Annotated in this window: 25 protein-coding genes, 2 tRNA genes, 1 other RNA gene and 1 pseudogene; 14 read left to right on the forward strand and 15 right to left on the reverse strand. The window is 51.6% G+C overall.

The window, feature by feature from the left end; genetic code table 11:
* Positions 1–404 (forward strand): Lrp/AsnC family transcriptional regulator (locus JTI98_RS14425; RefSeq protein WP_216081414.1); only part of this gene is annotated, 404 nt, incomplete at its 5' end.
* Positions 405–499: 95 nt separating this feature from the next.
* Here the strand turns inward: JTI98_RS14425 and JTI98_RS14430 are convergent.
* From JTI98_RS14430 to JTI98_RS14450, 5 genes are all read right to left on the reverse strand, one after another.
* Positions 500–630, reverse strand: a non-coding RNA gene (locus JTI98_RS14430) — RtT sRNA.
* 46 nt (positions 631–676) lie between these two features.
* Positions 677–761 (reverse strand) — tRNA-Tyr (locus JTI98_RS14435).
* 35 nt (positions 762–796) lie between these two features.
* Positions 797–881: transfer RNA gene (locus JTI98_RS14440), tRNA-Tyr, on the reverse strand.
* A gap of 160 nt (positions 882–1,041) precedes the next feature.
* On the reverse strand, positions 1,042–1,884 hold the full coding sequence (gene purU / locus JTI98_RS14445; protein ID WP_043000499.1) for a formyltetrahydrofolate deformylase: 843 nt from the start codon (positions 1,882–1,884) through the stop codon (positions 1,042–1,044).
* Between the two features lie 55 nt (positions 1,885–1,939).
* On the reverse strand, positions 1,940–2,395 hold the full coding sequence (locus JTI98_RS14450) for a YchJ family protein (protein WP_216081415.1): 456 nt from the start codon (positions 2,393–2,395) through the stop codon (positions 1,940–1,942).
* A gap of 111 nt (positions 2,396–2,506) precedes the next feature.
* Here JTI98_RS14450 and rssA point away from each other — a divergent pair, with 111 nt between their 5' ends.
* The 3 genes from rssA (at position 2,507) to galU (ending at position 5,630) form a co-directional block, all read left to right on the forward strand.
* On the forward strand, positions 2,507–3,415 hold the full coding sequence (rssA, locus tag JTI98_RS14455) for a patatin-like phospholipase RssA (protein WP_216081416.1): 909 nt from the start codon (positions 2,507–2,509) through the stop codon (positions 3,413–3,415).
* A gap of 92 nt (positions 3,416–3,507) precedes the next feature.
* A complete protein-coding gene (gene rssB / locus JTI98_RS14460; protein ID WP_216081417.1) occupies positions 3,508–4,521 on the forward strand; it encodes a two-component system response regulator RssB in 1,014 nt (337 codons plus the stop codon).
* 200 nt (positions 4,522–4,721) lie between these two features.
* Positions 4,722–5,630, forward strand: a complete 909-nt coding sequence (gene galU, locus JTI98_RS14465) for a UTP--glucose-1-phosphate uridylyltransferase GalU (RefSeq protein WP_043000503.1) — start codon at positions 4,722–4,724, stop codon at positions 5,628–5,630.
* A gap of 139 nt (positions 5,631–5,769) precedes the next feature.
* Here the strand turns inward: galU and hns are convergent, their stop codons facing one another.
* On the reverse strand, positions 5,770–6,183 hold the full coding sequence (gene hns / locus JTI98_RS14470; RefSeq protein ID WP_042318627.1) for a histone-like nucleoid-structuring protein H-NS: 414 nt from the start codon (positions 6,181–6,183) through the stop codon (positions 5,770–5,772).
* A gap of 604 nt (positions 6,184–6,787) precedes the next feature.
* On the opposite strand from hns, the gene tdk reads away from it, so the two are divergent.
* The gene (gene tdk / locus JTI98_RS14475) at positions 6,788–7,405 is read left to right on the forward strand and encodes a thymidine kinase (RefSeq protein WP_044257707.1); all 618 of its coding nucleotides are present in this window, start codon (positions 6,788–6,790) and stop codon (positions 7,403–7,405) included.
* A 140-nt stretch (positions 7,406–7,545) separates the two neighbouring features.
* Here the strand turns inward: tdk and adhE are convergent, their stop codons facing one another.
* A complete protein-coding gene (gene adhE / locus JTI98_RS14480) occupies positions 7,546–10,221 on the reverse strand; it encodes a bifunctional acetaldehyde-CoA/alcohol dehydrogenase (RefSeq protein WP_043000504.1) in 2,676 nt (891 codons plus the stop codon).
* Between the two features lie 476 nt (positions 10,222–10,697).
* Between adhE and ychE the strand changes: the two genes are divergently transcribed.
* The 7 genes from ychE to JTI98_RS14515 all read left to right on the forward strand — a co-directional run bounded on the left by ychE (position 10,698) and on the right by JTI98_RS14515 (position 18,599).
* Positions 10,698–11,345 (forward strand): NAAT family transporter YchE, encoded by a 648-nt coding sequence (ychE, locus tag JTI98_RS14485; RefSeq protein ID WP_043000505.1) that lies wholly within the window; start codon positions 10,698–10,700, stop codon positions 11,343–11,345.
* 752 nt (positions 11,346–12,097) lie between these two features.
* Entirely contained in the window at positions 12,098–13,726 is a 1,629-nt protein-coding gene (gene oppA / locus JTI98_RS14490; RefSeq protein ID WP_043000506.1) for an oligopeptide ABC transporter substrate-binding protein OppA, read from the forward strand.
* A 119-nt stretch (positions 13,727–13,845) separates the two neighbouring features.
* Entirely contained in the window at positions 13,846–14,766 is a 921-nt protein-coding gene (gene oppB, locus JTI98_RS14495) for an oligopeptide ABC transporter permease OppB (protein ID WP_043000507.1), read from the forward strand.
* A 14-nt stretch (positions 14,767–14,780) separates the two neighbouring features.
* Complete coding sequence (gene oppC, locus JTI98_RS14500) at positions 14,781–15,689, forward strand: oligopeptide ABC transporter permease OppC (RefSeq protein ID WP_043000508.1); 909 nt, start codon at positions 14,781–14,783, stop codon at positions 15,687–15,689.
* A gap of 11 nt (positions 15,690–15,700) precedes the next feature.
* Positions 15,701–16,714 (forward strand): murein tripeptide/oligopeptide ABC transporter ATP-binding protein OppD, encoded by a 1,014-nt coding sequence (gene oppD, locus JTI98_RS14505; RefSeq protein ID WP_043000509.1) that lies wholly within the window; start codon positions 15,701–15,703, stop codon positions 16,712–16,714.
* The gene (oppF, locus tag JTI98_RS14510; RefSeq protein WP_043000510.1) at positions 16,711–17,715 is read left to right on the forward strand and encodes a murein tripeptide/oligopeptide ABC transporter ATP-binding protein OppF; all 1,005 of its coding nucleotides are present in this window, start codon (positions 16,711–16,713) and stop codon (positions 17,713–17,715) included. The genes oppD and oppF overlap by 4 nt, the downstream gene beginning before the upstream one ends.
* Positions 17,716–17,762: 47 nt before the next feature.
* On the forward strand, positions 17,763–18,599 hold the full coding sequence (locus tag JTI98_RS14515) for an ion transporter (protein ID WP_043000511.1): 837 nt from the start codon (positions 17,763–17,765) through the stop codon (positions 18,597–18,599).
* A gap of 35 nt (positions 18,600–18,634) precedes the next feature.
* Here JTI98_RS14515 and JTI98_RS14520 read toward each other — a convergent pair whose 3' ends face one another.
* Both JTI98_RS14520 and cls read right to left on the reverse strand, forming a co-directional pair.
* On the reverse strand, positions 18,635–18,964 hold the full coding sequence (locus JTI98_RS14520) for an HI1450 family dsDNA-mimic protein (RefSeq protein ID WP_043000512.1): 330 nt from the start codon (positions 18,962–18,964) through the stop codon (positions 18,635–18,637).
* A gap of 34 nt (positions 18,965–18,998) precedes the next feature.
* Positions 18,999–20,459, reverse strand: a complete 1,461-nt coding sequence (gene cls, locus JTI98_RS14525; protein WP_043000513.1) for a cardiolipin synthase — start codon at positions 20,457–20,459, stop codon at positions 18,999–19,001.
* 141 nt (positions 20,460–20,600) lie between these two features.
* Here cls and JTI98_RS14530 point away from each other — a divergent pair, with 141 nt between their 5' ends.
* Positions 20,601–20,774, forward strand: a complete 174-nt coding sequence (locus JTI98_RS14530; RefSeq protein ID WP_086512586.1) for a YciY family protein — start codon at positions 20,601–20,603, stop codon at positions 20,772–20,774.
* 41 nt (positions 20,775–20,815) lie between these two features.
* On the opposite strand, the gene JTI98_RS14535 is transcribed toward JTI98_RS14530, so the two are convergent.
* Entirely contained in the window at positions 20,816–21,112 is a 297-nt protein-coding gene (locus JTI98_RS14535; protein ID WP_043000514.1) for a YciI family protein, read from the reverse strand.
* Between the two features lie 212 nt (positions 21,113–21,324).
* On the opposite strand from JTI98_RS14535, the gene tonB reads away from it, so the two are divergent.
* On the forward strand, positions 21,325–22,041 hold the full coding sequence (gene tonB / locus JTI98_RS14540; RefSeq protein ID WP_044267227.1) for a TonB system transport protein TonB: 717 nt from the start codon (positions 21,325–21,327) through the stop codon (positions 22,039–22,041).
* A 48-nt stretch (positions 22,042–22,089) separates the two neighbouring features.
* Here tonB and yciA read toward each other — a convergent pair whose 3' ends face one another.
* From yciA to JTI98_RS21235, 5 genes and pseudogenes are all read right to left on the reverse strand, one after another.
* Positions 22,090–22,488, reverse strand: coding sequence for an acyl-CoA thioester hydrolase YciA (gene yciA, locus JTI98_RS14545; RefSeq protein WP_043000515.1), 399 nt, complete (start codon positions 22,486–22,488; stop codon positions 22,090–22,092).
* 99 nt (positions 22,489–22,587) lie between these two features.
* Positions 22,588–24,774, reverse strand: a complete 2,187-nt coding sequence (locus tag JTI98_RS14550; RefSeq protein WP_216081418.1) for a TonB-dependent siderophore receptor — start codon at positions 24,772–24,774, stop codon at positions 22,588–22,590.
* A gap of 175 nt (positions 24,775–24,949) precedes the next feature.
* On the reverse strand, positions 24,950–25,489 hold the full coding sequence (locus JTI98_RS14555; RefSeq protein WP_043000517.1) for a septation protein A: 540 nt from the start codon (positions 25,487–25,489) through the stop codon (positions 24,950–24,952).
* A gap of 55 nt (positions 25,490–25,544) precedes the next feature.
* Complete coding sequence (locus tag JTI98_RS14560) at positions 25,545–26,288, reverse strand: YciC family protein (RefSeq protein ID WP_044327867.1); 744 nt, start codon at positions 26,286–26,288, stop codon at positions 25,545–25,547.
* Between the two features lie 28 nt (positions 26,289–26,316).
* A pseudogene (locus JTI98_RS21235) lies at positions 26,317–26,421 on the reverse strand (hypothetical protein); the annotation flags it as partial.

A 26,421-nucleotide genomic window follows, 5' to 3' on the forward strand; every position in this document is an offset into this window, starting at 1 on the left:
AGTGTCTGGTAGAAGATGCGCGGATGTCATTAAAGGTATTGAGTGGTCGGGTAGGATTGACTTCACCGAGTACCGCTGAGCGTGTGAAACGCCTGGAAGAGCGCGGCGTCATTCAGGGATATGGCGCGCAGGTAAACCTGACTGCGCTGGGATATACCTTACAGGCGCTGGTACGGGTTCGGCCTTTACCGGGCCTGCTTCATAAAGTGGATAAATATATTCAGGCGATGCCCGAATGTATTGAAAGCGACAAAGTGACCGGCGAGGATTGTTTCGTTATCCGGCTGGTGGTGCGCACCATCGATCAACTCGATACCTTGCTTGATGGACTTTCCGAGCATGCGCAGTGTAATACATCGATCGTGAAAAGCTCGCCGGTGAAGCGCAGATTGCCACCGATGTAGCGTTTTGCTGGGTGCCGTTCGAATCGAAATTTCCCCGCATGGGCAGAATATRGGGAAAYATCRATTGATTTRRYAAAGGGATAACAGGGAAGTGATGGTGGTGGGGGAAGGATTACTCGGCGCGTTGCGCCTCGCCCTTCGGGTCGTTGCCTGCGGCAACGCTTTCTCGCTACGCTCGAATCGAACCTTAATCGAAGCTTCTCATCCTTCCCCGCATGGGCAGAATATAGGGAAACATCAATTGATTTGGCAAAGGGATAACAGGGAAGTGATGGTGGTGGGGGAAGGATTCGAACCTTCGAAGTCGATGACGGCAGATTTACAGTCTGCTCCCTTTGGCCGCTCGGGAACCCCACCAGGGGTAAATATATTGTCAGAACTTACAGCGTGAATGGTGGTGGGGGAAGGATTCGAACCTTCGAAGTCGATGACGGCAGATTTACAGTCTGCTCCCTTTGGCCGCTCGGGAACCCCACCACGGGGTAATGCGTTTTACTGGCCTGCTTCCATTTCGGGAAGCGGGGCGCATCATATCAAATGATGCGCCCCTGTAAAGCATTCCGGCGAGAAAAATAAACTGGTTGCCTGATTTTTACCCGTAAAGGCGTAAAAGCTAACCAATTCATTTCTCAGTCGATTAAAGAATAATCGTCCGGTTGCCGTACACAAACACGCGCTGGGCAAGTACCTGATACAACGCGCGGCTCAGAACGTTCTTTTCGACGTCGCGCCCGGCGCGCATCATGTCTTCGGCCGTGTAGGTGTGATCCACATGGATGACGTCCTGCATGATGATCGGACCTTCGTCCAGATTGTCATTCACGTAGTGCGCCGTCGCGCCGATGATCTTCACCCCGCGCTCATAAGCCTGGTGGTAAGGGCGTGCGCCGATGAACGCTGGCAGGAACGAGTGGTGAATATTAATAATCTGGTTCGGGAAGCGCGCCACAAACTCCGGTGTCAGCACGCGCATATATTTCGCCAGCACCACGTAATCCGGTTGGTGCGCGTCAATCGCGTCCGCCATCTTCTGATCGTGCTCTTCACGGGTTAATCCTTCGTGACTGACCAGCTCGAAAGGAATTTCAAAACGCTCGACCAGCGAACGCAGCGTTTCGTGATTACCAATCACGGCGGCGATATCCACATCCAGACCGCCATAGTTGGCTTTCATTAATAGATCGCCCAGACAATGCGCTTCTTTGGTGACCAGAATCACCACGCGACGGCGCCCGGCAGGATTCAACTCGCGAATGGAGCCTTCCGGTAAGGCGCTATCCAGATCGGCCAGCAGCGTGGCGTCGTTAAAAATGCCTTCCAGTTCGGTGCGCATGAAAAAACGACCGGTGCGGTGGTCTACAAACTCATTGTTCTGCACGATATTCAGTTCATGTTTGTAGCAAATATTCGTAATACGCGCGATAAGCCCCTTCTGGTCAGGGCAGATGGTACGAAGCACTTTTCGTTGTAAAGAATGCATTGCAGCGGTAATCCTGTTGATGATGTTTGCTGAGTGAATACTGTCGGGCAATTGACTAGCCGCAGCATTTTTTAAATTTTTTACCTGAGCCACAAGGGCAGGGGTCGTTGCGTCCAAATTGCGGGCGTGTACCATCGATATAGTACCACTGACCGTTTTCTTTTAAAAAACGAGAACGTTCAATGATCGCCCCTGGTTTTTCGTGTTCACGAAAACGGGCGACAAAACTGACGTAACCGGTGTTGTCCGCCTCAGACACGGTGTGTTCGAAAACGGTCAGCCCCAGCCATTCAGTTGTGGCAAATCCGGCACTGATCTCATCCCGGAAACGGGCCGCGTGACAGGCCGAATGCCAGGTCTTGATCAAATAATCTGCGTCTTTCATCACAAAAGCGCAGTAGCGCGAACGCATGAGGTGCAATGGATCGGGTGCGACTTGCTCACCAGACAGATATCGGTGGCAACATAGGCTATACTCGACTGCGCTACCACAGGGACAAAGCTGAGACACAAAAAACTCCCTGATAAAAAAACGGCGTATAAAAAAGCCTGGGTAGCACTATGTTAACTGAGCGTTGGAGATGTTGCTACGCCCGTAAGCCAGGGGAAGTTTGTCGGTCAAATGAGAAAAATGAAAATAGGTCTGGCGCTGGGCTCAGGTGCTGCGCGAGGCTGGTCCCATATTGGTGTCATCAAAGCCCTAAAACACATGGGCATTGATGTTGATATCGTCGCTGGATGCTCCATCGGTTCGCTGGTTGGTGCCGCCTACGCCTGTAACAAATTGCCCGCGCTTGAAGAATGGGTCTGTTCATTCAGCTATTGGGATGTCCTGCGTCTGATGGATCTCTCCTGGCGTCGGGGCGGACTGTTGCGCGGCGAGCGCGTCTTTAATCAATATCGCAACGTCATGCCCGTGCCTGAAATTGAACAGTGCAGCCGTCGGTTTGCGACGGTAGCGACCAATCTCAGTACGGGGCGTGAATTATGGTTTACGGAGGGCGATCTCCATCTTGCCGTTCGCGCCTCCTGCAGTATTCCCGGCCTGATGTCGCCCGTCGCTCACAATGGCTACTGGCTGGTGGACGGCGGCGTCGTTAATCCGGTTCCCATCTCACTGACCCGCGCGCTGGGCGCGGATATTGTGATTGCCGTCGATCTGCAACACGACGCGCATTTGATGCAGCAGGATCTGTTGTCATTGAACGTCAGCGATGACAGCCCGGAGGGGGATAATGACGGACTTTCCTGGCATGCGCGCCTGAAAGAACGGCTGGGCAATATTACCGCCCGCCGTGTGGTGACAGCGCCAACCGCGATGGAAATCATGACCACCTCGATTCAGGTGCTGGAAAATCGTCTCAAGCGTAATCGCATGGCGGGCGACCCGCCGGATATCTTAATTCAACCGTTCTGTCCACAAATCTCCACCCTGGATTTTCATCGCGCCAGCTCTGCCATAGAAGCAGGGCGATTAGCGGTAGAGAAAAAGATGGACGAGCTTTTACCTCTGGTGCGTGCCGGCGTTTGACGCACCATTTTTAACTACACTTAAGCATATTCTGACAGGCGTGTGTGGCAATAGCATGCCACTATTGAGTAAAGCCAGTCAGGGGAGAGAACATGACGCAGCCATTGGTCGGAAAACAGATTCTAATCGTTGAGGACGAGCCGGTTTTCCGCTCGCTTCTGGATTCGTGGTTTTCCTCTTTGGGAGCGACTACAGCACTGGCGGCCGATGGCATAGAAGCACTGGACCGTTTAGCTGATTTCACACCCGATCTCATGATTTGCGATCTTGCAATGCCAAGAATGAACGGCCTCAGTCTGGTGGAGCATTTGCGTAATCGCGGTGACCAGACGCCGATTCTGGTGATCTCGGCGACAGAAAATATGGCGGATATTGCCAAAGCCTTACGTCTTGGCGTAGATGACGTCCTGCTGAAGCCGGTGAAAGACCTGACCCGACTGCGGGAAACGGTGTTTGCCTGCCTGTATCCGAATATGTTTAATTCCCGGGTTGAAGAAGAAGAGCGCCTGTTTCGCGACTGGGATGCGATGGTGGACAATCCTGCCGCCGCCGCAAAATTACTTCAGGAACTTCAGCCTCCGGTGCAGCAGATTATTTCGCATTGCCGGGTCAATTACCGACAACTGGTTTCGGCGGATAAGCCTGGACTGGTACTGGATATCGCGCCACTTTCGGATAACGATCTCGCATTTTATTGTCTGGACGTTACCCGGGCTGGCGACAACGGTGTACTGGCGGCGTTACTCCTGCGGGCGTTATTTAATGGTCTGTTACAGGATCAACTTGCACATCAGAATCAGCGTCTGCCGGAACTGGGGGCATTATTGAAACAAGTCAACCATCTGCTTCGCCAGGCCAATTTACCCGGACAGTTTCCGCTATTAGTCGGCTATTATCACAGTGAGTTTAAAAATCTGATTCTGGTTTCTGCCGGACTCAATGCGACATTAAATACCGGATTGCATAATGTGCAGATCAGTAACGGCGTTCCACTGGGAACGTTGGGTAATACTTACCTTAACCAAATTAGCCAACGCTGCGACGCCTGGCAGTGTCAAATTTGGGGGGCAGGAGGTCGGCTACGTCTGATGTTGTCTGCGGAATGAACAATCGAGAGGGCGGATGCAAATTGCCGTATCTGCCTTTCTCTGCGGGTGTTACTATCTGCGCCAGTCTTATACGTATTTATCTTAATTATACGAACACGCATCCTTTTCGGACCTGAGGCTTGTGTCAGTCCTGATATACTCGATGCGATACAGATTGATGAACACGTTCAATACATGAACAGTCCAGGAGAATTTAAATGGCTGCCATTAACACGAAAGTCAAAAAAGCCGTTATCCCGGTAGCGGGATTAGGAACCAGGATGTTACCGGCGACGAAAGCGATCCCGAAAGAGATGTTGCCGCTGGTTGATAAGCCATTAATTCAGTATGTCGTAAACGAGTGTATTGCTGCGGGCATCACTGAAATTGTACTGGTGACGCACTCCTCGAAAAATTCGATCGAAAACCACTTCGATACCAGTTTCGAACTGGAAGCGATGCTGGAAAAACGCGTTAAGCGCCAGCTACTCGAAGAAGTTCAGTCTATTTGTCCCCCACACGTCACGATAATGCAGGTTCGTCAGGGGCTGGCAAAAGGCCTGGGCCATGCGGTATTGTGCGCCCATCCCGTGGTTGGTAATGAACCTGTCGCGGTTATTTTGCCTGACGTTATTCTTGATGAGTTTGAGTCCGATTTATCCCAGGATAATCTGGCTGAAATGATCCGTCGATTTGATGAAACCGGAAATAGCCAGATTATGGTTGAACCGGTCGCGGATGTGACCGCATACGGTGTGGTTGACTGTAAAGGCGTACCGCTGGCACCAGGTGAGAGCGTGCCAATGGTGGGCGTTGTGGAGAAACCGAAAGCCGATGTCGCCCCGTCAAACCTGGCGATTGTTGGCCGCTACGTGTTGAGCGCGGACATCTGGCCTCTGCTGGCGAAAACCCCTCCAGGCGCGGGTGACGAAATTCAGTTGACCGACGCGATTGACATGCTGATCGAAAAAGAGACTGTTGAAGCCTACCATATGAAAGGAAAGAGCCACGACTGCGGCAATAAATTAGGTTATATGCAGGCGTTTGTGGAATATGGCATTCGACATAATTCGCTTGGTAGCGAATTTAAGGCCTGGCTCGAAGAAGAGATGGGTATTAAAAAGTAACCAGACGTTATAATTAACGAACTGAGACGGCGCTGACATCCAGCGCCGTTTTTTTATACCAACGCTTGATGAGAAATCAGCAGATTGCAGGCATAAAAAATCCCGCAGAGCGCGGGATTTTAAGCAAGGAGATTACAGATTATTCCTTGATCAGGAAATCGTCCAGTTGTTTACCTTGCTCTTCCATTGCTTTCTTGATCACTGCCGGAGTACGACCCTGACCAGTCCAGGTTTTAGTTTCACCGTTTTCGTCAACGTAGCTATATTTAGCCGGACGCGCTGCACGTTTAGCTTTGGTACCGGATTTAACCGCCGCCATGCTATTCAGCAGTTCATTCGGATCAATACCGTCAGCAATCAGCATTTCACGATATTGTTGCAGTTTACGAGTGCGCTCTTCAACTTCAGCGGCTGCCGCGCTTTCTTCTTCACGACGTTCGTTAACAACAACTTCTAATTTTTCCAGCATTTCTTCCAGCGTCTCAAGGGTACATTCTCTTGCCTGCGCACGAAGAGTACGGATGTTGTTCAGAATTTTAAGTGCTTCGCTCATTGTAGTAATCTCAAACTTATATTGGGGGTGGTTTGTTGAGCTAATAATAGAGCGTTAAATTCAGATGTGCAATAGCCAGGAATGTAAGGAATTCAAAATTGCCCTTTATTTTTTGCCTGCAATAAATATCCGAACTTAAATTTTTCTTGAAGGAACGCACAAAAAAAGGCTTATTGGCTGAGCGGTTACTCCTTTTTTCAGGCGAGAACATCCGGATTCAGGTCACATTTTCACATGATGAAATAGACATTCATTGTAGTGATTTCAACCTTTTGTATTAGTTTTGTTGATGGGCACAGTCTATTACTTCGCAACAGTTATGTAGAACAGTAACAATAAATTCAGGGTTTCCATTAGGTCAGCGTTGATAAGCAGCGTTGATGAATATCAAACGCACATTACGACAAGAATGGGAGCTGCCGCGCATTGTTTGTTCAATTGTTAATTCGTATTTTCCGTACATTCGGCCCTACAGATTTTTCTCGCGCCGGGAGAGGGAGGCGGAAGATATAGCCAACGAGAACAGAACCTGGCACCGATAACGATTGAAATTATGCTACACTGCGCCCCGTCTTTATTTCACTTTGGTGAGGGTCTGTGGCCGATGGCACAGCTATATTTCTACTATTCAGCAATGAATGCAGGTAAGTCGACAGCCTTACTGCAATCTTCATACAATTACCAGGAACGCGGGATGCGTACTGTCGTATATACCGCGGAAATAGACGATCGTTATGGTGCGGGGAAAGTAAGTTCGCGTATCGGGTTGTCTTCTCCCGCCAAATTGTTTAACCAGAATTCATCGTTGTATGAAGAGATTGCAGCCGATAATGCGCGTCAACCTATTCATTGCGTGCTGGTGGATGAATGTCAGTTTTTAACCCGGCAGCAGGTTTATGAATTATCGGAAGTTGTTGATCAACTGGATATTCCGGTGTTGTGCTACGGATTACGCACTGATTTTCGCGGTGAACTGTTTGTGGGTAGCCAATACCTGTTGGCGTGGTCAGATAAGCTGGTGGAATTAAAAACAATCTGCTTCTGCGGGCGTAAAGCAAGTATGGTGTTGCGTCTTGATCAGGCGGGCAGACCCTATAATGAAGGCGAGCAGGTGGTTATTGGCGGCAACGAGCGGTATGTCTCGGTCTGTCGTAAGCATTATAAGGAAGCGCTGGAGGAGGGCTCTCTGACGGCGATACAGGAACGCCATAGCCATGACTAATTTTACCTACTGATAAACGCTTAGCGACGCGCTGAACCGTTTACAGACCCGACCGTGGTGCAACAACAGAGACGGATTTCGGGGACAAAAAAAGCGGCCTCAACAGAGGCCGCTTTTACGTTGTAACAGTTCAGCGAGAATTACGCAGATTTCTTCGCTTTTTTCTCTGCTTTCGGAGCAGCGGCAACTTCTTTCGCCGCTGGGGTGCCTTCAGAGAACTCACGACCGTAGAAGGTATCCAGCAGGATCTGTTTCAGTTCGGAGATCAGCGGGTAGCGCGGGTTAGCGCCGGTGCACTGGTCATCGAATGCATCTTCAGACAGCTTGTCAACGTGAGCCAGGAAGTCAGCTTCCTGAACGCCTGCTTCACGGATTGACTTCGGAATACCCAGTTCAGCTTTCAGGCTTTCCAGCCATGCCAGCAGTTTCTCAATCTTCGCAGCAGTACGGTCGCCCGGAGCGCTCAGACCCAGATGGTCTGCGATCTCAGCATAACGACGGCGTGCCTGCGGACGGTCATACTGGCTGAAGGCAGTCTGTTTGGTCGGGTTGTCGTTCGCGTTGTAGCGAATAACGTTGCTGATCAACAGGGCGTTCGCCAGACCATGCGGAATGTGGAACTGTGAGCCCAGCTTGTGCGCCATGGAGTGACACACACCGAGGAAGGCGTTCGCAAACGCGATACCGGCGATAGTGGCTGCACTGTGAACACGTTCACGGGCGACCGGGTTTTTAGACCCTTCGTTGTAAGACGCCGGCAGGTTTTCTTTCAGCAGTTTCAGCGCTTGCAGTGCCTGACCATCAGAGAACTCAGAAGCCAGTACGGAAACGTAAGCTTCCAGGGCGTGAGTGACGGCATCCAGACCACCGAAGGCACACAGGGACTTCGGCATGTCCATGACCAGGTTAGCATCGACAATTGCCATATCCGGGGTCAGGGCGTAGTCAGCCAGCGGGTATTTCTGACCGGTCGCATCGTCAGTAACAACCGCAAACGGAGTTACTTCAGAACCGGTACCAGAAGTGGTGGTGACCGCAATCATTTTCGCTTTGACACCCATTTTCGGGAACTTGTAGATACGTTTACGGATGTCCATAAAGCGCAACGCCAGTTCTTCGAAGTGAGTTTCCGGATGTTCGTACATCACCCACATGATTTTCGCGGCGTCCATCGGGGAACCCCCACCCAGCGCAATGATCACGTCAGGTTTGAAGGAATTTGCCAGCTCTGCACCTTTACGGACAACAGAGAGCGTCGGGTCCGCTTCCACTTCAAAGAACACTTCAGTTTCAACGCCAGCCGCTTTCAGCACAGAGGTGATCTGGTCTGCATAACCGTTGTTGAACAGGAAGCGGTCAGTCACGATGAGCGCACGTTTGTGGCCATCAGTAATCACTTCATCCAGCGCGATTGGCAGTGAGCCACGGCGGAAGTAGATAGATTTCGGAAGTTTGTGCCACAACATGTTTTCAGCTCGCTTAGCAACGGTTTTCTTGTTGATCAGGTGTTTCGGACCAACGTTTTCAGAGATGGAGTTACCACCCCAGGAACCACAACCCAGAGTCAGGGAAGGTGCGAGTTTGAAGTTATACAGGTCACCGATACCACCCTGAGATGCCGGGGTGTTGATCAGGATACGTGCGGTTTTCATCATCTGACCGAAGTAAGCCACGCGCTCCGGCTGGTTGTCCTGGTCGGTGTACAGGCAAGAGGTATGACCGATACCGCCCATCGCCACCAGTTTCTCCGCTTTAATGACCGCGTCTTCAAAATCTTTCGCACGGTACATCGCCAGCGTCGGGGACAGTTTTTCGTGAGCGAACGGTTCGCTCTCATCAACCACTTTCACTTCACCGATCAGAATCTTAGTGGTTTCTGGCACAGTGAAACCAGCCAGTTCAGCGATTTTGTACGCAGGCTGACCTACGATAGCGGCGTTCAGCGCGCCATTTTTCAGGATCACGTCCTGAACCGCTTTCAGTTCTTTGCCTTGCAGCATGTAGCCGCCGTGGCTGGCGAAACGTTCGCGAACGGCATCGTAAACGGAATCAACCACAACAACAGACTGTTCAGAAGCACAGATAACGCCGTTGTCGAAGGTTTTGGACATCAGTACAGAGGCGACTGCACGTTTGATATCAGCGGTTTCATCAATAACCACTGGCGTGTTACCTGCGCCCACACCGATAGCGGGTTTACCGGAGCTATATGCGGCTTTAACCATGCCCGGACCACCGGTCGCCAGAATCAGGTTGATATCCGGGTGGTGCATCAGTGCGTTAGACAGTTCAACGGAAGGTTGATCGATCCAGCCAATCAGATCTTTCGGCGCACCGGCAGCGATAGCAGCCTGCAGTACGATATCGGCCGCTTTGTTGGTAGCATCTTTTGCACGCGGATGCGGAGAGAAGATGATCGCGTTACGGGTTTTCAGGCTAATCAGAGACTTAAAGATTGCCGTAGAGGTTGGGTTAGTGGTTGGTACGATACCGCAGATGATACCAATTGGTTCAGCAATGGTGATAGTCCCGAAGGTGTCGTCTTCAGACAGCACGCCGCAGGTTTTTTCATCTTTGTAAGCGTTATAGATGTATTCAGAAGCAAAGTGGTTTTTAATCACTTTATCTTCGACGATACCCATACCGGATTCGGCAACGGCCATCTTCGCGAGAGGAATTCGAGCATCTGCAGCAGCCAGAGCGGCGGCGCGGAAGATTTTATCAACTTGTTCTTGAGTGAAACTGGCATATTCACGCTGGGCTTTTTTGACGCGCTCGACGAGTGCGTTAAGTTCAGCGACATTAGTAACAGCCATAATGCTCTCCTGATAATGTTAAACTTTTTTAGTAAATCATCTGCTCGATACGTGAGTATAGACAGCGGGCGTTAGTTTGTATAACAGCCAGAAAATCAATTGGTTACTTAACGTTCAGTTTGCTCTGATTTACTAAAAGAGCTTATGCGTCAGCGTCATCTAACTCTAACGCGTTACTTCCAGGTGGCGTAAGCAAGGTTACTCACTTCTGAGTAGCGATTACGTGATCTGGATCAAGATTTAGCAAAGCTGACACCTTTCAGCAGGCCGTTTTAGCCCTAAACGCTAAGTGTTGTGTAATTGTAGTGGTGAATGGGTCTCAAATTATCATAATTAAAACATATTAGTAACACTCAGGAATGGTAGCAATTTTACGTTTGCCCTGGTGAAATGTGCTGTGAAAAGGCGTATCTTCAGCACGGTTTTTACCCGGTTATTTTAACTTACTTTATACGGCTAACGCTTCGGAGCTAACCGTGATCCAAACGCTGTTTGATTTTCCTGTTTATTTTAAATTTTTCATCGGGTTGTTCGCGTTAGTGAACCCGGTTGGGATTATTCCTGTCTTCATCAGTATGACCAGCTACCAGACAGCGGCGGCGCGCAACAAAACGAACCTCACTGCTAACCTGTCCGTTGCGATCATTCTGTGGACCTCGCTATTCCTCGGTGACGGCATTCTGCAACTGTTCGGTATCTCAATTGATTCGTTTCGTATCGCCGGCGGGATCCTTGTGGTCACCATTGCGATGTCGATGATTAGCGGCAAACTGGGTGAGGATAAGCAGAACAAGCAGGAAAAATCAGAAACGGCGATCCGTGAAAGTGTAGGTGTGGTTCCACTGGCGCTGCCGCTGATGGCAGGCCCCGGCGCGATCAGTTCAACCATTGTGTGGGGAACGCGTTATCACAGTGTGATGTACCTGCTTGGCTTCTTTGTGGCGATTGCGCTTTTTGCCCTGTGCTGTTGGGGACTCTTCCGCATGGCACCGTGGTTGGTGCGTGTTCTGGGCCAAACGGGTATTAACGTGATTACCCGAATTATGGGGCTACTCTTAATGGCGCTGGGCATCGAGTTTATTGTCACCGGTATTAAGGCCATATTTCCAGGGCTTTTAAGCTAATTCGCTTTCAGATGAAATATCCCACGGAGCTGTTCACGGCTCCGTCTTTTTTATCATCCCGTCTCGTCACCTTTCTTACTTTCAGTCCCGCTTACCGGGAATCACTGATGCCTCTGTCGGTATTAAGTCCTTTGATTTAACAGTCTTTTTAGTCCCTTTGCGAGGCTCTGCATTGTTATTTTGCTCACATCACAATCCGGGGCTTGCTGAAGGATAATTGAGATGATATTAGTTAATTCAATGAACTTGCAGAGTAATGTGCTAAAAAATAATCAATTGTTAAATTTTTGTATATTTATCCGCCTGTTGCAAAGCTCAAGGGTTTCAGACGAATGGTGTATCACTAATTGATTGATTGCTAAGCGATTGTTGTTATTTTTCCTGTTTCGGAACGTTCCACCGGAACGCAATTTTTTCTCTAAAAGAGAATTGCTTAACAAATCTGTAAATTGTATTGGCGGTTAATAAATGCTTTTGTTACTTTCCGACAGTTCATATTGCAGCGGATTGCTCGTTGATGAGAATAAATATCAACAAAGCAGTTTAACCACTATTCATGCGCCCCCTGACAGGGGAGGTGCATAACGAATCGACGTAAGGTGATCAAACGAATCGCCAGAATAAATAAAGTCGGTGATAGCAGGCAGTAAACGACCTGGTAGCTGAAAGTCTCCGAAGCTGATCAGAGATCCCTGACGGGATTAACAGGCTGGTGATAAAACCAGTAATTATAATGAGGGAGTACAAACACAATGACCAACACGAAGAAAAGTTTAGTGGCGGCAGGAATTTTAACTGCGCTCATCGCCGGAAATGTCGCGACAGCTGCCGTCGTCCCCGCAGGTGTGCAACTGGCGGAAAAGCAGACGCTGGTGCGAAATAATGGTTCGGAAGTTCAGTCTCTCGATCCGCATAAAATCGAAGGGGTGCCGGAATCCAATATCAGCCGCGATCTGTTTGAAGGTTTAATCATCAGTGACGTCGACGGTAAACCGTCTCCGGGCGTGGCTGAGAAATGGGAAAATAAAGATTTTAAAGTCTGGACATTCCATCTGCGCAAAGATGCAAAATGGTCTGATGGCTCACCGGTGACGGCCCACGATTTTGTTTACAGCTGGCAACGTCTGGCGAATCCGAATACCGCATCCCCGTACGCCAGTTATCTGCAGTATGGTCATATTGTCAATATTGATGACATCGTTGCCGGCAAGAAGCCGCCAACCGATCTTGGCGTTAAAGCCATTGATGATAATACCTTTGAAGTGACCCTCAGCGAGCCTGTACCTTATTTCTACAAACTGCTGGTGCACTCATCCGTTTCCCCGGTTCCTAAAGCCGCCGTTGAAAAATACGGTGAGAAGTGGACTCAGCCAGCCAATATCATCACCAACGGTGCGTATAAGCTGAAAGACTGGGTGGTTAACGAGCATATCGTGCTTGAGCGCAATCCTAATTACTGGGACAACGCCAAAACGGTCATTAATCAGGTGACGTACCTGCCGATCGCATCAGAGGTGACAGACGTTAACCGTTACCGCAGCGGTGAAATCGACATGACCTATAACAACATGCCGATTGAACTGTTCCAGAAGCTGAAAAAAGAGATCCCGAACGAAGTTCACGTTGACCCGTATCTGTGTACCTACTATTACGAAATCAATAACCAGAAAGCACCGTTTACGGATGTCCGCGTGCGTACCGCGCTTAAGCTGGCGCTGGACCGCGATATTATCGTTAATAAAGTGAAAAACCAGGGCGACCTGCCAGCATACAGCTTCACGCCTCCGTATACTGACGGCGCAAAACTGGCTGAACCAGAATGGTTTGGCTGGACGCAGGAAAAACGTAACGAAGAAGCGAAAAAATTACTGGCCGAAGCCGGATATACCGCTGATAAACCGTTGACCTTCAACCTGCTGTATAACACGTCCGATCTGCACAAAAAACTGGCTATCGCCGCGGCGTCCATCTGGAAGAAAAACTTAGGTGTGAACGTCAAGCTGGAAAACCAGGAATGGAAGACCTTCCTCGATACGCGTCATCAGGGCAACTATGATGTTTCTCGTGCGGCCTGGTGTGCGGATTACAACGAACCGACCTCCTTCCTGAACATGGTGCTGTCTGACAGCTCAAACAACACGACGCATTATAAGAGCCCAGCGTTTGACAAGATCCTTGCCGATGCGCTGAAAGCAACGAATGAAGAGCAGCGTACTGAGCTTTACGGCAAAGCCGAGCAGCAGCTTGATAAAGATTCTGCGATTGTGCCGGTGTTCTACTACGTCAACGCCCGTCTGGTGAAACCGTGGGTGGGTGGTTATACCGGTAAAGACCCGATGGATAATATCCACGTCAAAGATTTGTATATTATCAAGCATTAATGGCAAAGGGTGGGGCAGCAGACGTTGCCCCACAGTGTCTTTTTTCGTCGACTCTCAACACCTCTCATTAGTGGTTCTGCGTGAAGAGGTGTAAAGGCACACGCCAGAAGGTACGGGCAATGTTGAAATTTATTCTACGCCGCTGTCTGGAAGCAATTCCGACGCTGTTTATTCTTATTACCATTTCGTTCTTTATGATGCGTCTTGCGCCGGGAAGTCCCTTCACCGGCGAACGCGCGTTGCCGGCAGAAGTTCTGGCAAACATTGAAGCGAAATACCATCTTAACGACCCTATCATGACCCAGTATTTCAGCTATCTGAAGCAACTGGCGCACGGTGATTTCGGTCCTTCTTTTAAATACAAAGATTATACGGTTAACGACCTGGTCGCTTCGAGTTTTCCGGTATCGGCGAAACTGGGCCTTGCCGCCTTTTTTCTGGCCGTGATCCTCGGGGTGAGCGCTGGCGTAATTGCCGCGTTGAAGCAAAACACGCGATGGGACTATGCGGTCATGGGGGTGGCGATGACCGGGGTGGTCATACCGAGCTTTGTGGTCGCGCCTCTGCTGGTCATGATATTTGCGATCACCCTCAAATGGTTGCCGGGTGGCGGCTGGAACGGCGGGGCGCTGAAATTTATGATCCTGCCGATGGTTGCGTTATCACTGGCCTATATTGCCAGTATTGCGCGTATCACCCGTGGCTCAATGATTGAAGTGCTGCACTCAAACTTCATTCGCACCGCGCGAGCGAAAGGGCTGCCGATGCGCCGTATTATTTTCCGCCATGCGTTGAAACCGGCGTTACTCCCGGTGCTCTCCTATATGGGACCGGCATTTGTCGGGATTATCACAGGTTCAATGGTCATTGAGACAATCTATGGTTTGCCGGGGATTGGTCAGCTGTTTGTTAACGGCGCGCTGAACCGCGATTACTCGCTGGTTCTCAGCCTGACGATCCTCGTGGGGACATTGACCATTGTCTTTAATGCGATTGTTGACGTGCTCTATGCCGTCATCGACCCGAAAATTCGTTACTGATACTGGAGCTCGCGATGATGTTAGGTAAGAAAAACAGCGAAGCGCTGGAGAATTTCAGTGAGAAGCTGGAGGTCGAGGGGCGCAGTCTGTGGCAGGATGCTCGCCGTCGTTTTATGCATAACCGCGCTGCGGTTGCCAGTCTGATTGTATTGGTGGTGATTGCGCTGTTCGTGACGCTGGCACCGATGCTGTCGCAGTTCACCTACTTCGATACCGACTGGGGCATGATGTCCAGCGCGCCGGATAGCGAGTCTGGTCACTATTTTGGTACCGACTCCTCTGGACGCGACCTGCTGGTGCGCGTGGCGATTGGCGGGCGGATCTCGCTGATGGTCGGCATCGCGGCCGCGCTCGTTGCGGTGGTAGTGGGGACGCTGTACGGCTCGCTTTCAGGCTATCTGGGCGGCAAAATCGACTCGGTGATGATGCGCCTGCTGGAAATCCTCAACTCCTTCCCGTTTATGTTCTTCGTTATCCTGCTGGTCACCTTCTTCGGGCAAAACATTCTGCTGATTTTTGTGGCGATCGGGATGGTTTCCTGGCTGGATATGGCGCGTATTGTGCGCGGGCAGACCCTGAGCCTGAAGCGGAAAGAATTTATTGAAGCCGCGCAGGTGGGCGGCGTGTCGACCGGTAACATCGTCCTGCGCCATATTGTGCCTAACGTGCTGGGCGTGGTGGTGGTGTACGCCTCCTTGCTGGTGCCAAGCATGATCCTGTTCGAATCCTTCCTCAGCTTCCTGGGGCTGGGGACGCAGGAGCCGCTGAGCAGTTGGGGCGCGTTGCTGAGCGATGGCGCCAACTCGATGGAAGTGTCGCCGTGGCTACTGCTGTTCCCGGCCGCTTTTCTGGTGGTGACGTTGTTCTGTTTTAACTTTATTGGCGATGGCTTGCGTGATGCCCTCGACCCGAAAGACCGTTAAGGAGTGCAGCCATGAGCGTAATTGAAACTGCAGGCGTGCCGTTCGCGCAGCAAAGGGCTAACGCACTGCTGGACGTAAAAGATCTTCGTGTGACGTTCAGTACCCCGGACGGTGATGTCACCGCAGTGAATGATTTGAACTTTACACTGCGCGCCGGAGAAACCCTCGGCATCGTCGGTGAGTCTGGTTCAGGTAAATCACAGACCGCGTTTGCGTTGATGGGGCTGCTGGCCGCGAATGGCCGGATTGGTGGCTCGGCGACGTTCAGCGGCCGCGAGATCCTCAATCTGCCGGAGCACGAACTGAATAAGCTGCGCGCCGAGCAAATCTCGATGATTTTTCAGGACCCGATGACCTCGCTGAATCCCTACATGCGTGTCGGGGAGCAACTGATGGAAGTGCTGATGCTGCATAAAAGCATGAGCAAAGCGGAGGCGTTTGAAGAGTCGGTCAGAATGCTGGACGCGGTCAAAATGCCGGAAGCGCGTAAGCGGATGAAGATGTTCCCGCATGAATTTTCCGGCGGTATGCGTCAGCGCGTGATGATCGCAATGGCGCTGCTGTGCCGGCCGAAGTTACTGATTGCCGACGAACCGACGACCGCGCTGGATGTTACCGTGCAGGCGCAAATCATGACGCTTCTCAATGAACTGAAGCGTGAATTCAACACCGCCATCATCATGATTACCCACGATCTCGGGGTGGTGGCCGGGATTTGCGACAAAGTGCTGGTGATGTATGCCGGGCGGACGATGGAATACGGTAATGCCCGCGATGTTTTTTATCAGCCCGTTCATCCTTATTCGATTGGTCTTCTCAATGCGGTGCCGCGCCTGGATGGCGAAGGTGACGAGATGCTGACGATTCCGGGGAACCCGCCCAACTTACTGCGTCTGCCGAAAGGCTGTCCGTTCCAGCCGCGCTGTCCGCATGCGATGGAGATTTGTAGCACCACTCCGCCGCTGGAGGAGTTTAGTCCAGGACGTCTGCGCGCCTGCTTTAAACCGGTGGAGGATCTGGCATGAACGCTGTAGATGAAAAACGTAAAGTCCTCCTGGAAATCGCCGATCTGAAGGTGCATTTCGACATTAAAGATGGCAAGCAGTGGTTCTGGCAGCCCTCAAAAACGCTGAAGGCGGTCGATGGCGTGACGCTGCGGCTGTATGAAGGAGAGACGCTGGGGGTCGTTGGCGAATCCGGCTGCGGGAAATCGACCTTTGCCCGGGCCATTATCGGGCTGGTAAAAGCGACCGATGGTCGGGTGGCATGGTTGGGTAAAGACCTGCTGGGGATGAACCCCGATGAATGGCGGGACGTTCGCAGTGATATTCAGATGATTTTCCAGGATCCGCTGGCATCGCTGAACCCTCGCATGACCATTGGTGAAATCATCGCTGAACCGCTGCGGACCTATCATCCGAAATTACCGCGTCAGGAAGTGCGCGATCGGGTGAAAGCGATGATGATGAAGGTGGGCTTACTGCCAAACCTGATTAACCGCTATCCGCATGAGTTTTCGGGCGGTCAGTGCCAGCGTATCGGGATTGCCCGGGCGTTGATTCTGGAGCCGAAGCTGATCATCTGTGATGAGCCGGTCTCCGCGTTGGACGTGTCAATTCAGGCGCAGGTCGTCAACCTCTTGCAGCAGCTTCAGAGGGAAATGGGCCTGTCGCTGATCTTCATCGCCCATGACCTGGCGGTCGTAAAACATATCTCTGATCGCGTGCTGGTGATGTATCTGGGTCATGCCGTGGAACTGGGGACCTATGACGAGGTCTATCACAACCCACTGCATCCCTACACTAAAGCGCTGATGTCGGCGGTACCGATTCCCGATCCCGATCTGGAAAAGAACAAGACGATTCAGCTACTGGAAGGGGAATTGCCGTCACCGATTAACCCGCCGTCAGGCTGTGTATTCCGTACCCGTTGTCCGATAGCCGGCCCGGAATGTGCGAAAACGCGTCCGGTACTGGAAGGCAGTTTCCGGCATGCGGTTTCCTGCCTTAAAGTAGACCCGCTATAATCGCAAGGGCTGACAAACTGTCAGCCCTTCTTTTCGCAGAGGTTATCGTGTCGTTTTCCTTGTCATCGCTTCGCAGGCAGATTTATCACCGCTTGTTCGATCTGAACACCCGCTCAGGGCGACGGGGCGAGGGGTTATGTGCTCTGTTCGCGCTGTTGAGCGTGCTGGTTATTTTTATTGAATCGGGCCTTGGCACGCAATATCACCTGACGCTTGATGAGTGGCATATTTTTGTCTGGCTTGAACTCATCATCACGCTGGTCTTTACGCTGGAATATTTGCTGCGTTTAGTGAGCTGGCCGAATCCGGCGAAATATGTCTTCAGCTTCTGGGGCTTAATTGATTTAGCGACTATTCTGCCGTTGTATGTGATGTGGCTGTGGCCGGAAATCAGCCTCAATTACGTTTTTGCCTGGCGGGCTATGCGGGCCATTCGTATCCTGCGGATCCTTAAGCTGTTGCGTTTTATGCCTTCATTACGGGTATTCTGGCGGGCGATTATGAGTGCCCGGCATCAGCTGATTCTGTTTTATTCGTTTATCGGCATTTTGATGATTATTTTCGGCACGTTGATGTATCTCATCGAAGGACCGGAATATGGATTCACCACGCTGAATGCGTCGGTCTACTGGGCGATTGTGACCGTCACGACGGTTGGGTATGGCGATATTTCGCCACATACGCCATTGGGGCGGATTGTGGCATCAGTCCTGATTTTGATTGGCTATTCAGTGATTGCCATTCCTACCGGGTTGATTACCACGCATATGAGCATGGCGTTTCAAAAGCGGAATCAACAGCGCCAGTGCCCACAGTGCCAGCAGAGCCAGCATGAACATAGCGCGAAATTTTGTAACCACTGCGGCAGTAAATTGCCGGACTAAATAAAAAGAGCCGCGATTGCGGCTCTTGTCTTTGATTATTCGCGCCAGAGAATATGGCAGAGCTTGTGATTTTTTTCGCGACACAGCAACACGCGGGCAAAAATATCGTTGATCTCGCCGTCTTCACTGTCTGCCAGACCAATCACCACTTCGGCAAAGAAGTCCGGGTTCAGGTCATAATCCACGTGATCCTGCCAGTCTTCTGACGGGTCAAATAACTCCGCGCCGCCGCGCTCCTCAAACTGCAGGTTGAACAGAATAATGTCCGCCGGGTCGAGGTTATCGGCCGCCAGTTCGAGAAAAATATCGTAAGCCTGCTCAAGCGTTTCGTCTTCAGTCAGGCGATTGTTCAGATCCATATCCATAGTGACTACCTGTTTACCGTCTCTTGGGCACGTTTTACAGCAACGGACTGAAGAAGTAAAACAGTCGCTCGGTGATCCGCTGCCAGAGCGGGCGTTTTAGCCACAAATTCGCGTCCAGCAGGCGAGAACGGGAGATATAATCGTCCTGCACAGCCGCCAGATCGCCGCCGAATCCGACGTCATCAATCACCAGCGTGATCTCAAAATTCAGCCACAGACTTCGCATATCCAGATTCACGGTCCCGACCAGACTGAGTTCACCATCGACCAGTACGCTCTTGGTATGCAACAGACCGCCTTCGAACTGATAAATTTTCACCCCGGCCGCCAACAGCTCGGTAAAGAAGGCGCGGCTGGCCCAGCCAACCAGGAGTGAATCGTTCTTGCGTGGCAGAATAATACTGACGTCCACACCGCGCTGTGCCGCTGTACAGATGGCATGCAGCAAATCGTCGCTCGGCACGAAGTAGGGGGTAGTCATAATTAAATATTCACGCGCCGAATAAGCCGCCGTCAGCAGCGCCTGGTGTATCAGATCTTCCGGAAAGCCTGGGCCGGAAGCGATGGTATGAATTGTGTGTCCGCTGGCCTCTTCGAACGGCATTATGTTGACGTCCGGCGGCGGAGGCAGAATGCGTTTGCCGGTTTCAATTTCCCAGTCGCAGGAATAGACGATGCCCATTGCGGTTGCCACCGGACCTTCCATTCGCGCCATCAGATCCACCCACTGACCGACGCCCGCATCCTGTTTGAAAAAGCGCGGATCCACCATATTCATGCTGCCGGTATAAGCAATATAGTTATCAATCATCACCATCTTGCGGTGCTGACGCAGGTCCATGCGACGCAGGAACACACGGAACAGGTTAACCTTCAGCGCTTCGACCACTTCGATACCGGCGTTGCGCATCATCGCCGCCCAGGGGCTGCGGAAGAAAGCGACGCTACCGGCAGAGTCCAGCATGAGTCGGCAATGGATCCCGCGTCGTGCGGCAGCCATCAGGGATTCCGCCACCTGATCCGCCATACCGCCGGGTTGCCAGATATAGAACACCATTTCGATGTTATGTCTCGCCAACTGAATATCGCGGATCAGCGCCTGCATCACATCGTCAGAATCGGTGAGCAACTGGAGTTGGTTGCCTTTAACCCCCGCGATGCCCTGGCGACGCTCACAGAGTTTGAACAGCGAAGCGGCGACGCTGCTGTTCTCTTCGGCAAAGATATGTTTGCAGGCTTTGAGATCGTTCAGCCACTTTGCGGTGGATGGCCACATTGCGCGAGCGCGTTCTGCCCGACGCTTGCCCAGATGCAGTTCCCCGAAGGATAAATAAGCAATAATTCCGACCAACGGCAGAATATAAATGATCAGCAGCCAGGCCATCGCAGAAGGAACCGCGCGACGTTTCATTAAAATACGTAATGTTACACCGGCAATGAGCACCCAGTAGCCCAGAATGACCAGCCAACTCACCACCGTGTAGAAGGTTGTCATAGATTAAAAATCCTTTTGAAAGCGTATTGTTATGAGTTTACGCGTCATGATAAATCTGGCAAATAAAAACACGGCAAAAGCGCTAGCCTGCCTGTCTGTGGGGGGTATAATGCCCATTCTTGCACTGTAAGAGTAGGTATCATGAAGCGGAGTAGAACGGAAGTGGGACGCTGGCGGATGCTGCGTCAGGCCAGTCGCCGTAAAGCGCGTTGGCTTGAAGGACAGTCGCGTCGGAATATGCGGATCCACTCAATCAGAAAATGTGTCCTGAATCAGCAACGTAATTCGCTGCTGTTTGCGATCCATAGCCTCTGAGTGAAAAGGGCACCGCATGCGGTGCCCAATGAACACGTCTTTCAGAACGTCTTCTTAAAGGGTTTCACTGAAACCTGCGCGTAAACCCCGGCGGCAACATACGGGTCAGCCTCGGCCCAGGATTGCGCCTCTTCCAGTGAGTCAAATTCAGCAATCACCGTGGAGCCGGTAAAACCTGCCGCACCGGGATCGTTACTATCTACCGCTGGCATGGGGCCTGCAGTCAGGAGACGTCCTTCGTCGTGAAGCAACTGTAGTCGTGCCAGATGCGCGGGGCGGACGGAAAGACGCTTTTCAAGTGAATTCGGGTTATCTTGCGCGTAGATGACATAAAGCACGGATAGGGCTCCTTGTTCGGTAAAAGTGCTAAATACGTTATTTGAAAGGCCTCTTTACTGCAACGCAAAGATGACAGCCTTGTTAAGGCCGTACAATTGTCAGGGAATTTTTAGGAGAAAAATGGCGCTTATGGCGATGGCTTATTGAATATGATTGCTATTTGCATTTAAAATTGGGGCCTGGTTTTTCAACTGAAACGATTATGACTTCAATGACCCTTGATTTACCTCGTCGCTTTCCCTGGCCGACACTACTTTCTGTCGGCATTCATGGCGCTTTAGTGGCGGGACTCTTGTATACCTCGGTACATCAGGTTATTGAATTGCCTGCCCCTGCGCAGCCCATCTCCGTAACGATGGTTTCGCCAGCCGACCTGGAACCACCGCAGGCTGTCCAGCCGCCGCCGGAACCGGTTGTCGAGCCTGAACCTGAGCCGGAACCGATTCCCGAACCGCCTAAAGAGGCGCCGGTTGTTATCGAGAAACCGAAGCCTAAACCCAAGCCCAAACCGAAACCGGTGAAAAAGGTACAGGAGCAGCCGAAGCGTGATGTCAAACCTGCCGAGCCGCGTCCGGCGTCGCCGTTTGAGAATACCGCGCCTTCGCGTCCGGCCACCAGCACTGCGCCGGCAACCAGCAAGCCGACGGTGAGCGTTCCGGCAGGTCCACGTGCGTTAACGCGTAACCAGCCGCAGTATCCGGCGCGCGCTCAGGCATTACGTATTGAGGGGCGGGTAAAAGTGAAGTTTGATGTTACGTCCGATGGCCGGGTGGACAACGTACAAATCGTGTCAGCGCAACCGGCTAACATGTTTGAACGTGAAGTGAAGAATGCGATGCGCAGATGGCGCTATGAAGCCGGTAAACCGGGTTCAGGGCTGGTCGTGAATATCGTCTTCCGTCTGAACGGCACCACGCAAATCGAATGATCATCTGGTGATAACGTAAAAGCCTCCGTAATGGAGGCTTTTTTGTGTTTATTCTACCGGTAGCGGGCGGGGTTTACCGTCTGGATCTACCGCGACGTAGATAAACAGTGCCTCTGTCGCTTTGTAGCGCTGGCCAATTGGCTCTGACGCCACTTTCTTGACCCAGACTTCAATATTGATGCTGACGGAAGTGGTTCCGCGCTTCACGCAACGGGCGTAGCAACATACCACATCGCCGACGGCAACCGGACGCAGAAAGCTCATTCCTTCCACGCGGACGGTCACCACCCGACCATGGGCAATCTCTTTGGCCTGAATAGCACCGCCAATATCCATCTGCGACATCAGCCAGCCGCCAAAAATATCACCGTTGGCATTGGTATCGGCAGGCATAGCCAGTGTGCGTAAAACCAGTTCGCCCTGCGGGGCGTGAGTTGTTGTTGTCATTGTAAAACCGACTGTAGAAAAAAATTTCAGGCGCGATGCTACTATGATTTTAGCATGGAGAACAGAGGGGAAACGCCCGCGAGACGGGCGTTTGGGTGATTAGAATGACATCGTTACGCCCGCATAGTAAGCGCGTCCGGGTTCGTTGTAGGTTGAGGCGCCATCGTTTTCACGATAGATCCGCTTGTCGAACAGGTTGCTGATCCCGGCGTTCAGGCGCAGGTTTTTCGTCATCTGGTAATTAGCGCCGAGTCCGACAACCGCGTAGGCACCCATCTCCTTATCCGACATGGCACCCGTTTCGTTGCGCGTTTCAGCATACTCGCGCGGTTTTTGTCGACCGTACTGCGTCCACTGTAGCTGCGTGGAGAGCTTGTCGTTCACCTGCCAGTCGAGCAGGGTGTTAATGGTGTATTTCGGGATCACGGAGAGCGGGTTACCGGTGTCCTTGTTCTCGGATTTGATCATATACGTCGCGTTTGTGCGCCAGCTTAACGTTTCCGGCACCAGCGGGATCACCACGTTACCTTCCAGACCTTCGACAATCGCTTTGCCACCATTTTCCCATTGCAGGATGTTATTTCCGTTGGAGGCGTAACCGATAATATCGGTCCCGGCGACGATTTTGTTCTTATAGTCATTACGGAACCAGGTGATTCCCGCATCCCACCCAGCGTAATTAAATTCCAGGCCGATCTCTTTGTTAATACTGATTTCTGGGTCCAGATCCGGATTACCCAGCAGATAACAACTGCCGGCGGCGATAGTATTCGGACACCCGTTGCCGCGCGTGGAGAGCAAATATCCCTCGCTGGACTGATACAGGTTTGGCGCTTTAAAGACGCGCGCAATCCCGGCTTTCAGCTTAAACAGATCGCCCAGTTCCTGCGACATATTCAGACTGGGGCTCCAGTTGCTGCCAAATTCGTCGTGATAGTCAAAACGGATCCCCGGAATAATATCCGTGCCAGGCCGCGCTTCGATATTATCTTCCAGATAGATACCGGTGAGCGTGGCGCTATTTTGGGTGCTGCGACTGGAGGCGTCACCGGAGACATTGCCAATCTGCACGCCGGATGCGCTGGTGGCCTGCATAGACGCCGGATCGTTGAGTTCGTCACGGTTCCACTCCGCACCCAGCGTCAGGGTTTGATCAACCAGCCAGAAGACAGGGATGTTGAGTTCTCCGGAAGAACGATAAGATTCCAGGCGGCTGGTGGCGTATTCGGTGTTATTGATCATCCCTTCCACTTTACCGGTCGAGCCTTCCTGCATCCGGGTATTGTTGGTTTTTTCGTAGTAGACGCCGAATGTAGACTGTCCCCAGTCCCAGATGCCGTTATGCGTCAGCCCCCACGACTGACGATACATCCGGTTGGTTTCATCGCCGTAAAGGGTACTGACCAGCCCGTCAGGACTGACGTTGGAGTTGCTATACTGCGTATCCCCGGCATAGATATTGCCCTGACGGCTGTAGCTGTAGTCAAAATCAACAATTTGCTGTGGCGTCAGTTTCCAGGAGAGCAGGGCATTAATGTCTTTATTGCGCACCCCTTCGCGCCCTGCGGCATAGGATCCATTTTGCCGGGTATTGATATCCGCCGCATCGGCGTCAGTTTTGTTGATGTTGCCATACAAACGCATGGTGAGAACATCGTCAATGAGCGGGCCGCTCAGATTGACGTTCGCACGCCTGGTGGTACCTTCTTTGCTGTTCTCGGGCTGGTTGGTATAAAGAGACAGCGAGCCGTGCCAATCGTTCGTTGGCCGTTTAGTGATGATATTTACGACGCCACCCGCCGCGCCGGAACCGTAACGAGCCGCTGCCGGGCCGCGCAGCACCTCAATACGCTCGACCATCTCCGCCGGTACCCAGTTTGTGTCACCACGGGTATCACGCTCCCCGCGCCAGCTATAGCGCACCGAGTTCCGAGAGGTGACCGGCACGCCATCAATCAGGATCAGCGTGTTTTCCGGACCCATGCCGCGAATATCAATCTGACGGTTATTTCCCCGACTGCCGCTGGCGCTGTTGCCCGTCAGGTTCACACCGGGCATGGTGCGAATAATATCGGAGAGGTCATTGACCGGTGGGGATTTTTCAATGTCTTTGGCGGTGATAATAGAAACACCGGGTTGTTGCTTGAGAGCTTCTTCGGCGGTGGCCTGGACGACCATCGTTTCACCGTCGTTCATAACGTCGTCTGCGGCGAATGCATTTCCGCTTAATGCTGTGGCAATCAAAAGCGCCAGAGGGCGTGGAGAAATTTTTGTTATCGTATACATCAACTGACATCCCAATTGTAAAAATTCGATACGGAATATCAATGATAACCATTCTCATTTCAATGTTGTGAAGGCAATCTCCATAATATCTTCATGATTCATGCAATTGAGGGCGAGTACGGTAGGGATTGCGCAGAAAGCAAAACCAGGCCTATGGGCCTGGTTGGATGAGCATTTACGATTTGTCTTCTTGCGGGAGATGGCGATAGATATAAACACCACTCAACAGGGTAAAGATCAACGTCAAGGCGGTGAGGCCGAATACCTTAAAGTTCACCCAGATGTTTTGCGGCAGCCAGAAGGCGATGTAGATATTGGCAAGCCCACACAGAATAAAGAAGATGGCCCACGCGAGATTGAGCTTCGACCAGACCGGTTGTGGCAGCGTCAGTTCTTTACCCAGCATGCGCTGGATCAGCGGCTTTTTCATGATCCACTGGCTAACCAGAAGCGCACCGGCAAACAGGCCGTAAATCACCGTCACTTTCCATTTAATAAACTCATCATTATGGAAGAAGAGGGTTAACCCGCCGAACACGGCCACCAGAACAAAGGTGATCAGCGCCATTTTTTCAACTTTACGATAGCGAACCCAGCTGTAGATGAGCACGATAGCCGTTGCGACAATGAGTGCCGAGGTGGCCGCATAGATGTCGTACACTTTGTAAAAAACAAAGAAGACAACCAGCGGTAAAAAATCAAGAAACTGCTTCATTCTTCGATTCCGTAATCAAACGCGTCGGGCATTACTGCCGGCGACGCAGACAGGGTTATTGGCGAATCAACATATACAGACGGAACAGGTAGATGAGCAATATGGCGGAGATCAGATTGCTCAACGTATTCGCGATTACGGCGCCAACGTTAGGGTCAAGCGCAGCAAAGCTGGAGGCAAACAGCAACAGCAGCGTTTTTGCCAGCAGCCAGCCCATCACCGCCGGGGCGACCAGTCGCATATTAGACCACGCCATACGCATACTGTTGCGCATGGCGGCGAATACGCCCATTTTATCCTGCACCAGCATAATCGGCGCCAGCGCCAGCAGGATAGCTAACAGGATTCCGGGAACGACCACCAGCATAATTCCAAGCTGTACCAACAGGGTGGTCAGCAAAATCAGGATGAAAAGGCGCGGCAGGATCGGCGCACTGGCACCGATCGCGCGCAGGGCGCTGACGCGATGACCGGCTGAAATTAACTGAATCATCAGCAGCACGCCGCCAGCCATCACCGCATTACCGATCAGACCAGAAAACGTTGATGCCGCAGAGGCGCGCAACAGGATCTGTTGTTGCTCCGGCGTCATGTTTTGCACCAGCTCGAACAAGCCTACGCTTCCCTCAAGATGATCCCCTTCACTTAACTGTGCAATCTGCGCATCGCTGGGTGAGAAGGCATGCCCTAATACCACCGTGATGAACGCGCACAGCAGCGAGATCAGCAGGATGGTTAAAAATTGATTACGGAAAAAATTCCCGGTGTCACGGTATACAGATTTCGCCGTGATAGACATGCACTCTCCTTGAGTTCTGCAGGTGTTGTTAAGCATGCAATTGTACCCTGGATAACGGCGCAGTGGCAGCATCAAGGGGTGTATGGAAAAGCATATCTTTGTAAAGCCGGAGTAATTTGAACAACAAATCCAC

The sequence above is a fragment of the Citrobacter sp. MGH 55 genome (assembly GCF_016906145.1).
Taxonomy (GTDB): Bacteria; Pseudomonadota; Gammaproteobacteria; order Enterobacterales; family Enterobacteriaceae; genus Citrobacter_A; species Citrobacter_A amalonaticus.

What these genes read in the sequence shown, in the direction of transcription:
- rssB (WP_216081417.1), top strand. Translation starts at nt 3,508, where the DNA reads ATGACGCAGCCATTGGTCGGAAAACAGATTCTAATCGTTGAGGACGAG.
- oppF (WP_043000510.1), top strand. Translation starts at nt 16,711, where the DNA reads ATGAACGCTGTAGATGAAAAACGTAAAGTCCTCCTGGAAATCGCCGAT.
- oppD (WP_043000509.1), top strand. Translation starts at nt 15,701, where the DNA reads ATGAGCGTAATTGAAACTGCAGGCGTGCCGTTCGCGCAGCAAAGGGCT.
- rssA (WP_216081416.1), top strand. Translation starts at nt 2,507, where the DNA reads ATGAGAAAAATGAAAATAGGTCTGGCGCTGGGCTCAGGTGCTGCGCGA.
- JTI98_RS14555 (WP_043000517.1), bottom strand. Translation starts at nt 25,489, where the DNA reads ATGAAGCAGTTTCTTGATTTTTTACCGCTGGTTGTCTTCTTTGTTTTT.
- JTI98_RS14520 (WP_043000512.1), bottom strand. Translation starts at nt 18,964, where the DNA reads ATGGATATGGATCTGAACAATCGCCTGACTGAAGACGAAACGCTTGAG.
- tonB (WP_044267227.1), top strand. Translation starts at nt 21,325, where the DNA reads ATGACCCTTGATTTACCTCGTCGCTTTCCCTGGCCGACACTACTTTCT.
- JTI98_RS14550 (WP_216081418.1), bottom strand. Translation starts at nt 24,774, where the DNA reads ATGTATACGATAACAAAAATTTCTCCACGCCCTCTGGCGCTTTTGATT.
- hns (WP_042318627.1), bottom strand. Translation starts at nt 6,183, where the DNA reads ATGAGCGAAGCACTTAAAATTCTGAACAACATCCGTACTCTTCGTGCG.
- galU (WP_043000503.1), top strand. Translation starts at nt 4,722, where the DNA reads ATGGCTGCCATTAACACGAAAGTCAAAAAAGCCGTTATCCCGGTAGCG.
- oppB (WP_043000507.1), top strand. Translation starts at nt 13,846, where the DNA reads ATGTTGAAATTTATTCTACGCCGCTGTCTGGAAGCAATTCCGACGCTG.
- oppC (WP_043000508.1), top strand. Translation starts at nt 14,781, where the DNA reads ATGATGTTAGGTAAGAAAAACAGCGAAGCGCTGGAGAATTTCAGTGAG.
- tdk (WP_044257707.1), top strand. Translation starts at nt 6,788, where the DNA reads ATGGCACAGCTATATTTCTACTATTCAGCAATGAATGCAGGTAAGTCG.
- yciA (WP_043000515.1), bottom strand. Translation starts at nt 22,488, where the DNA reads ATGACAACAACAACTCACGCCCCGCAGGGCGAACTGGTTTTACGCACA.
- oppA (WP_043000506.1), top strand. Translation starts at nt 12,098, where the DNA reads ATGACCAACACGAAGAAAAGTTTAGTGGCGGCAGGAATTTTAACTGCG.
- JTI98_RS14560 (WP_044327867.1), bottom strand. Translation starts at nt 26,288, where the DNA reads ATGTCTATCACGGCGAAATCTGTATACCGTGACACCGGGAATTTTTTC.
- JTI98_RS14530 (WP_086512586.1), top strand. Translation starts at nt 20,601, where the DNA reads ATGAAGCGGAGTAGAACGGAAGTGGGACGCTGGCGGATGCTGCGTCAG.
- purU (WP_043000499.1), bottom strand. Translation starts at nt 1,884, where the DNA reads ATGCATTCTTTACAACGAAAAGTGCTTCGTACCATCTGCCCTGACCAG.
- cls (WP_043000513.1), bottom strand. Translation starts at nt 20,459, where the DNA reads ATGACAACCTTCTACACGGTGGTGAGTTGGCTGGTCATTCTGGGCTAC.
- adhE (WP_043000504.1), bottom strand. Translation starts at nt 10,221, where the DNA reads ATGGCTGTTACTAATGTCGCTGAACTTAACGCACTCGTCGAGCGCGTC.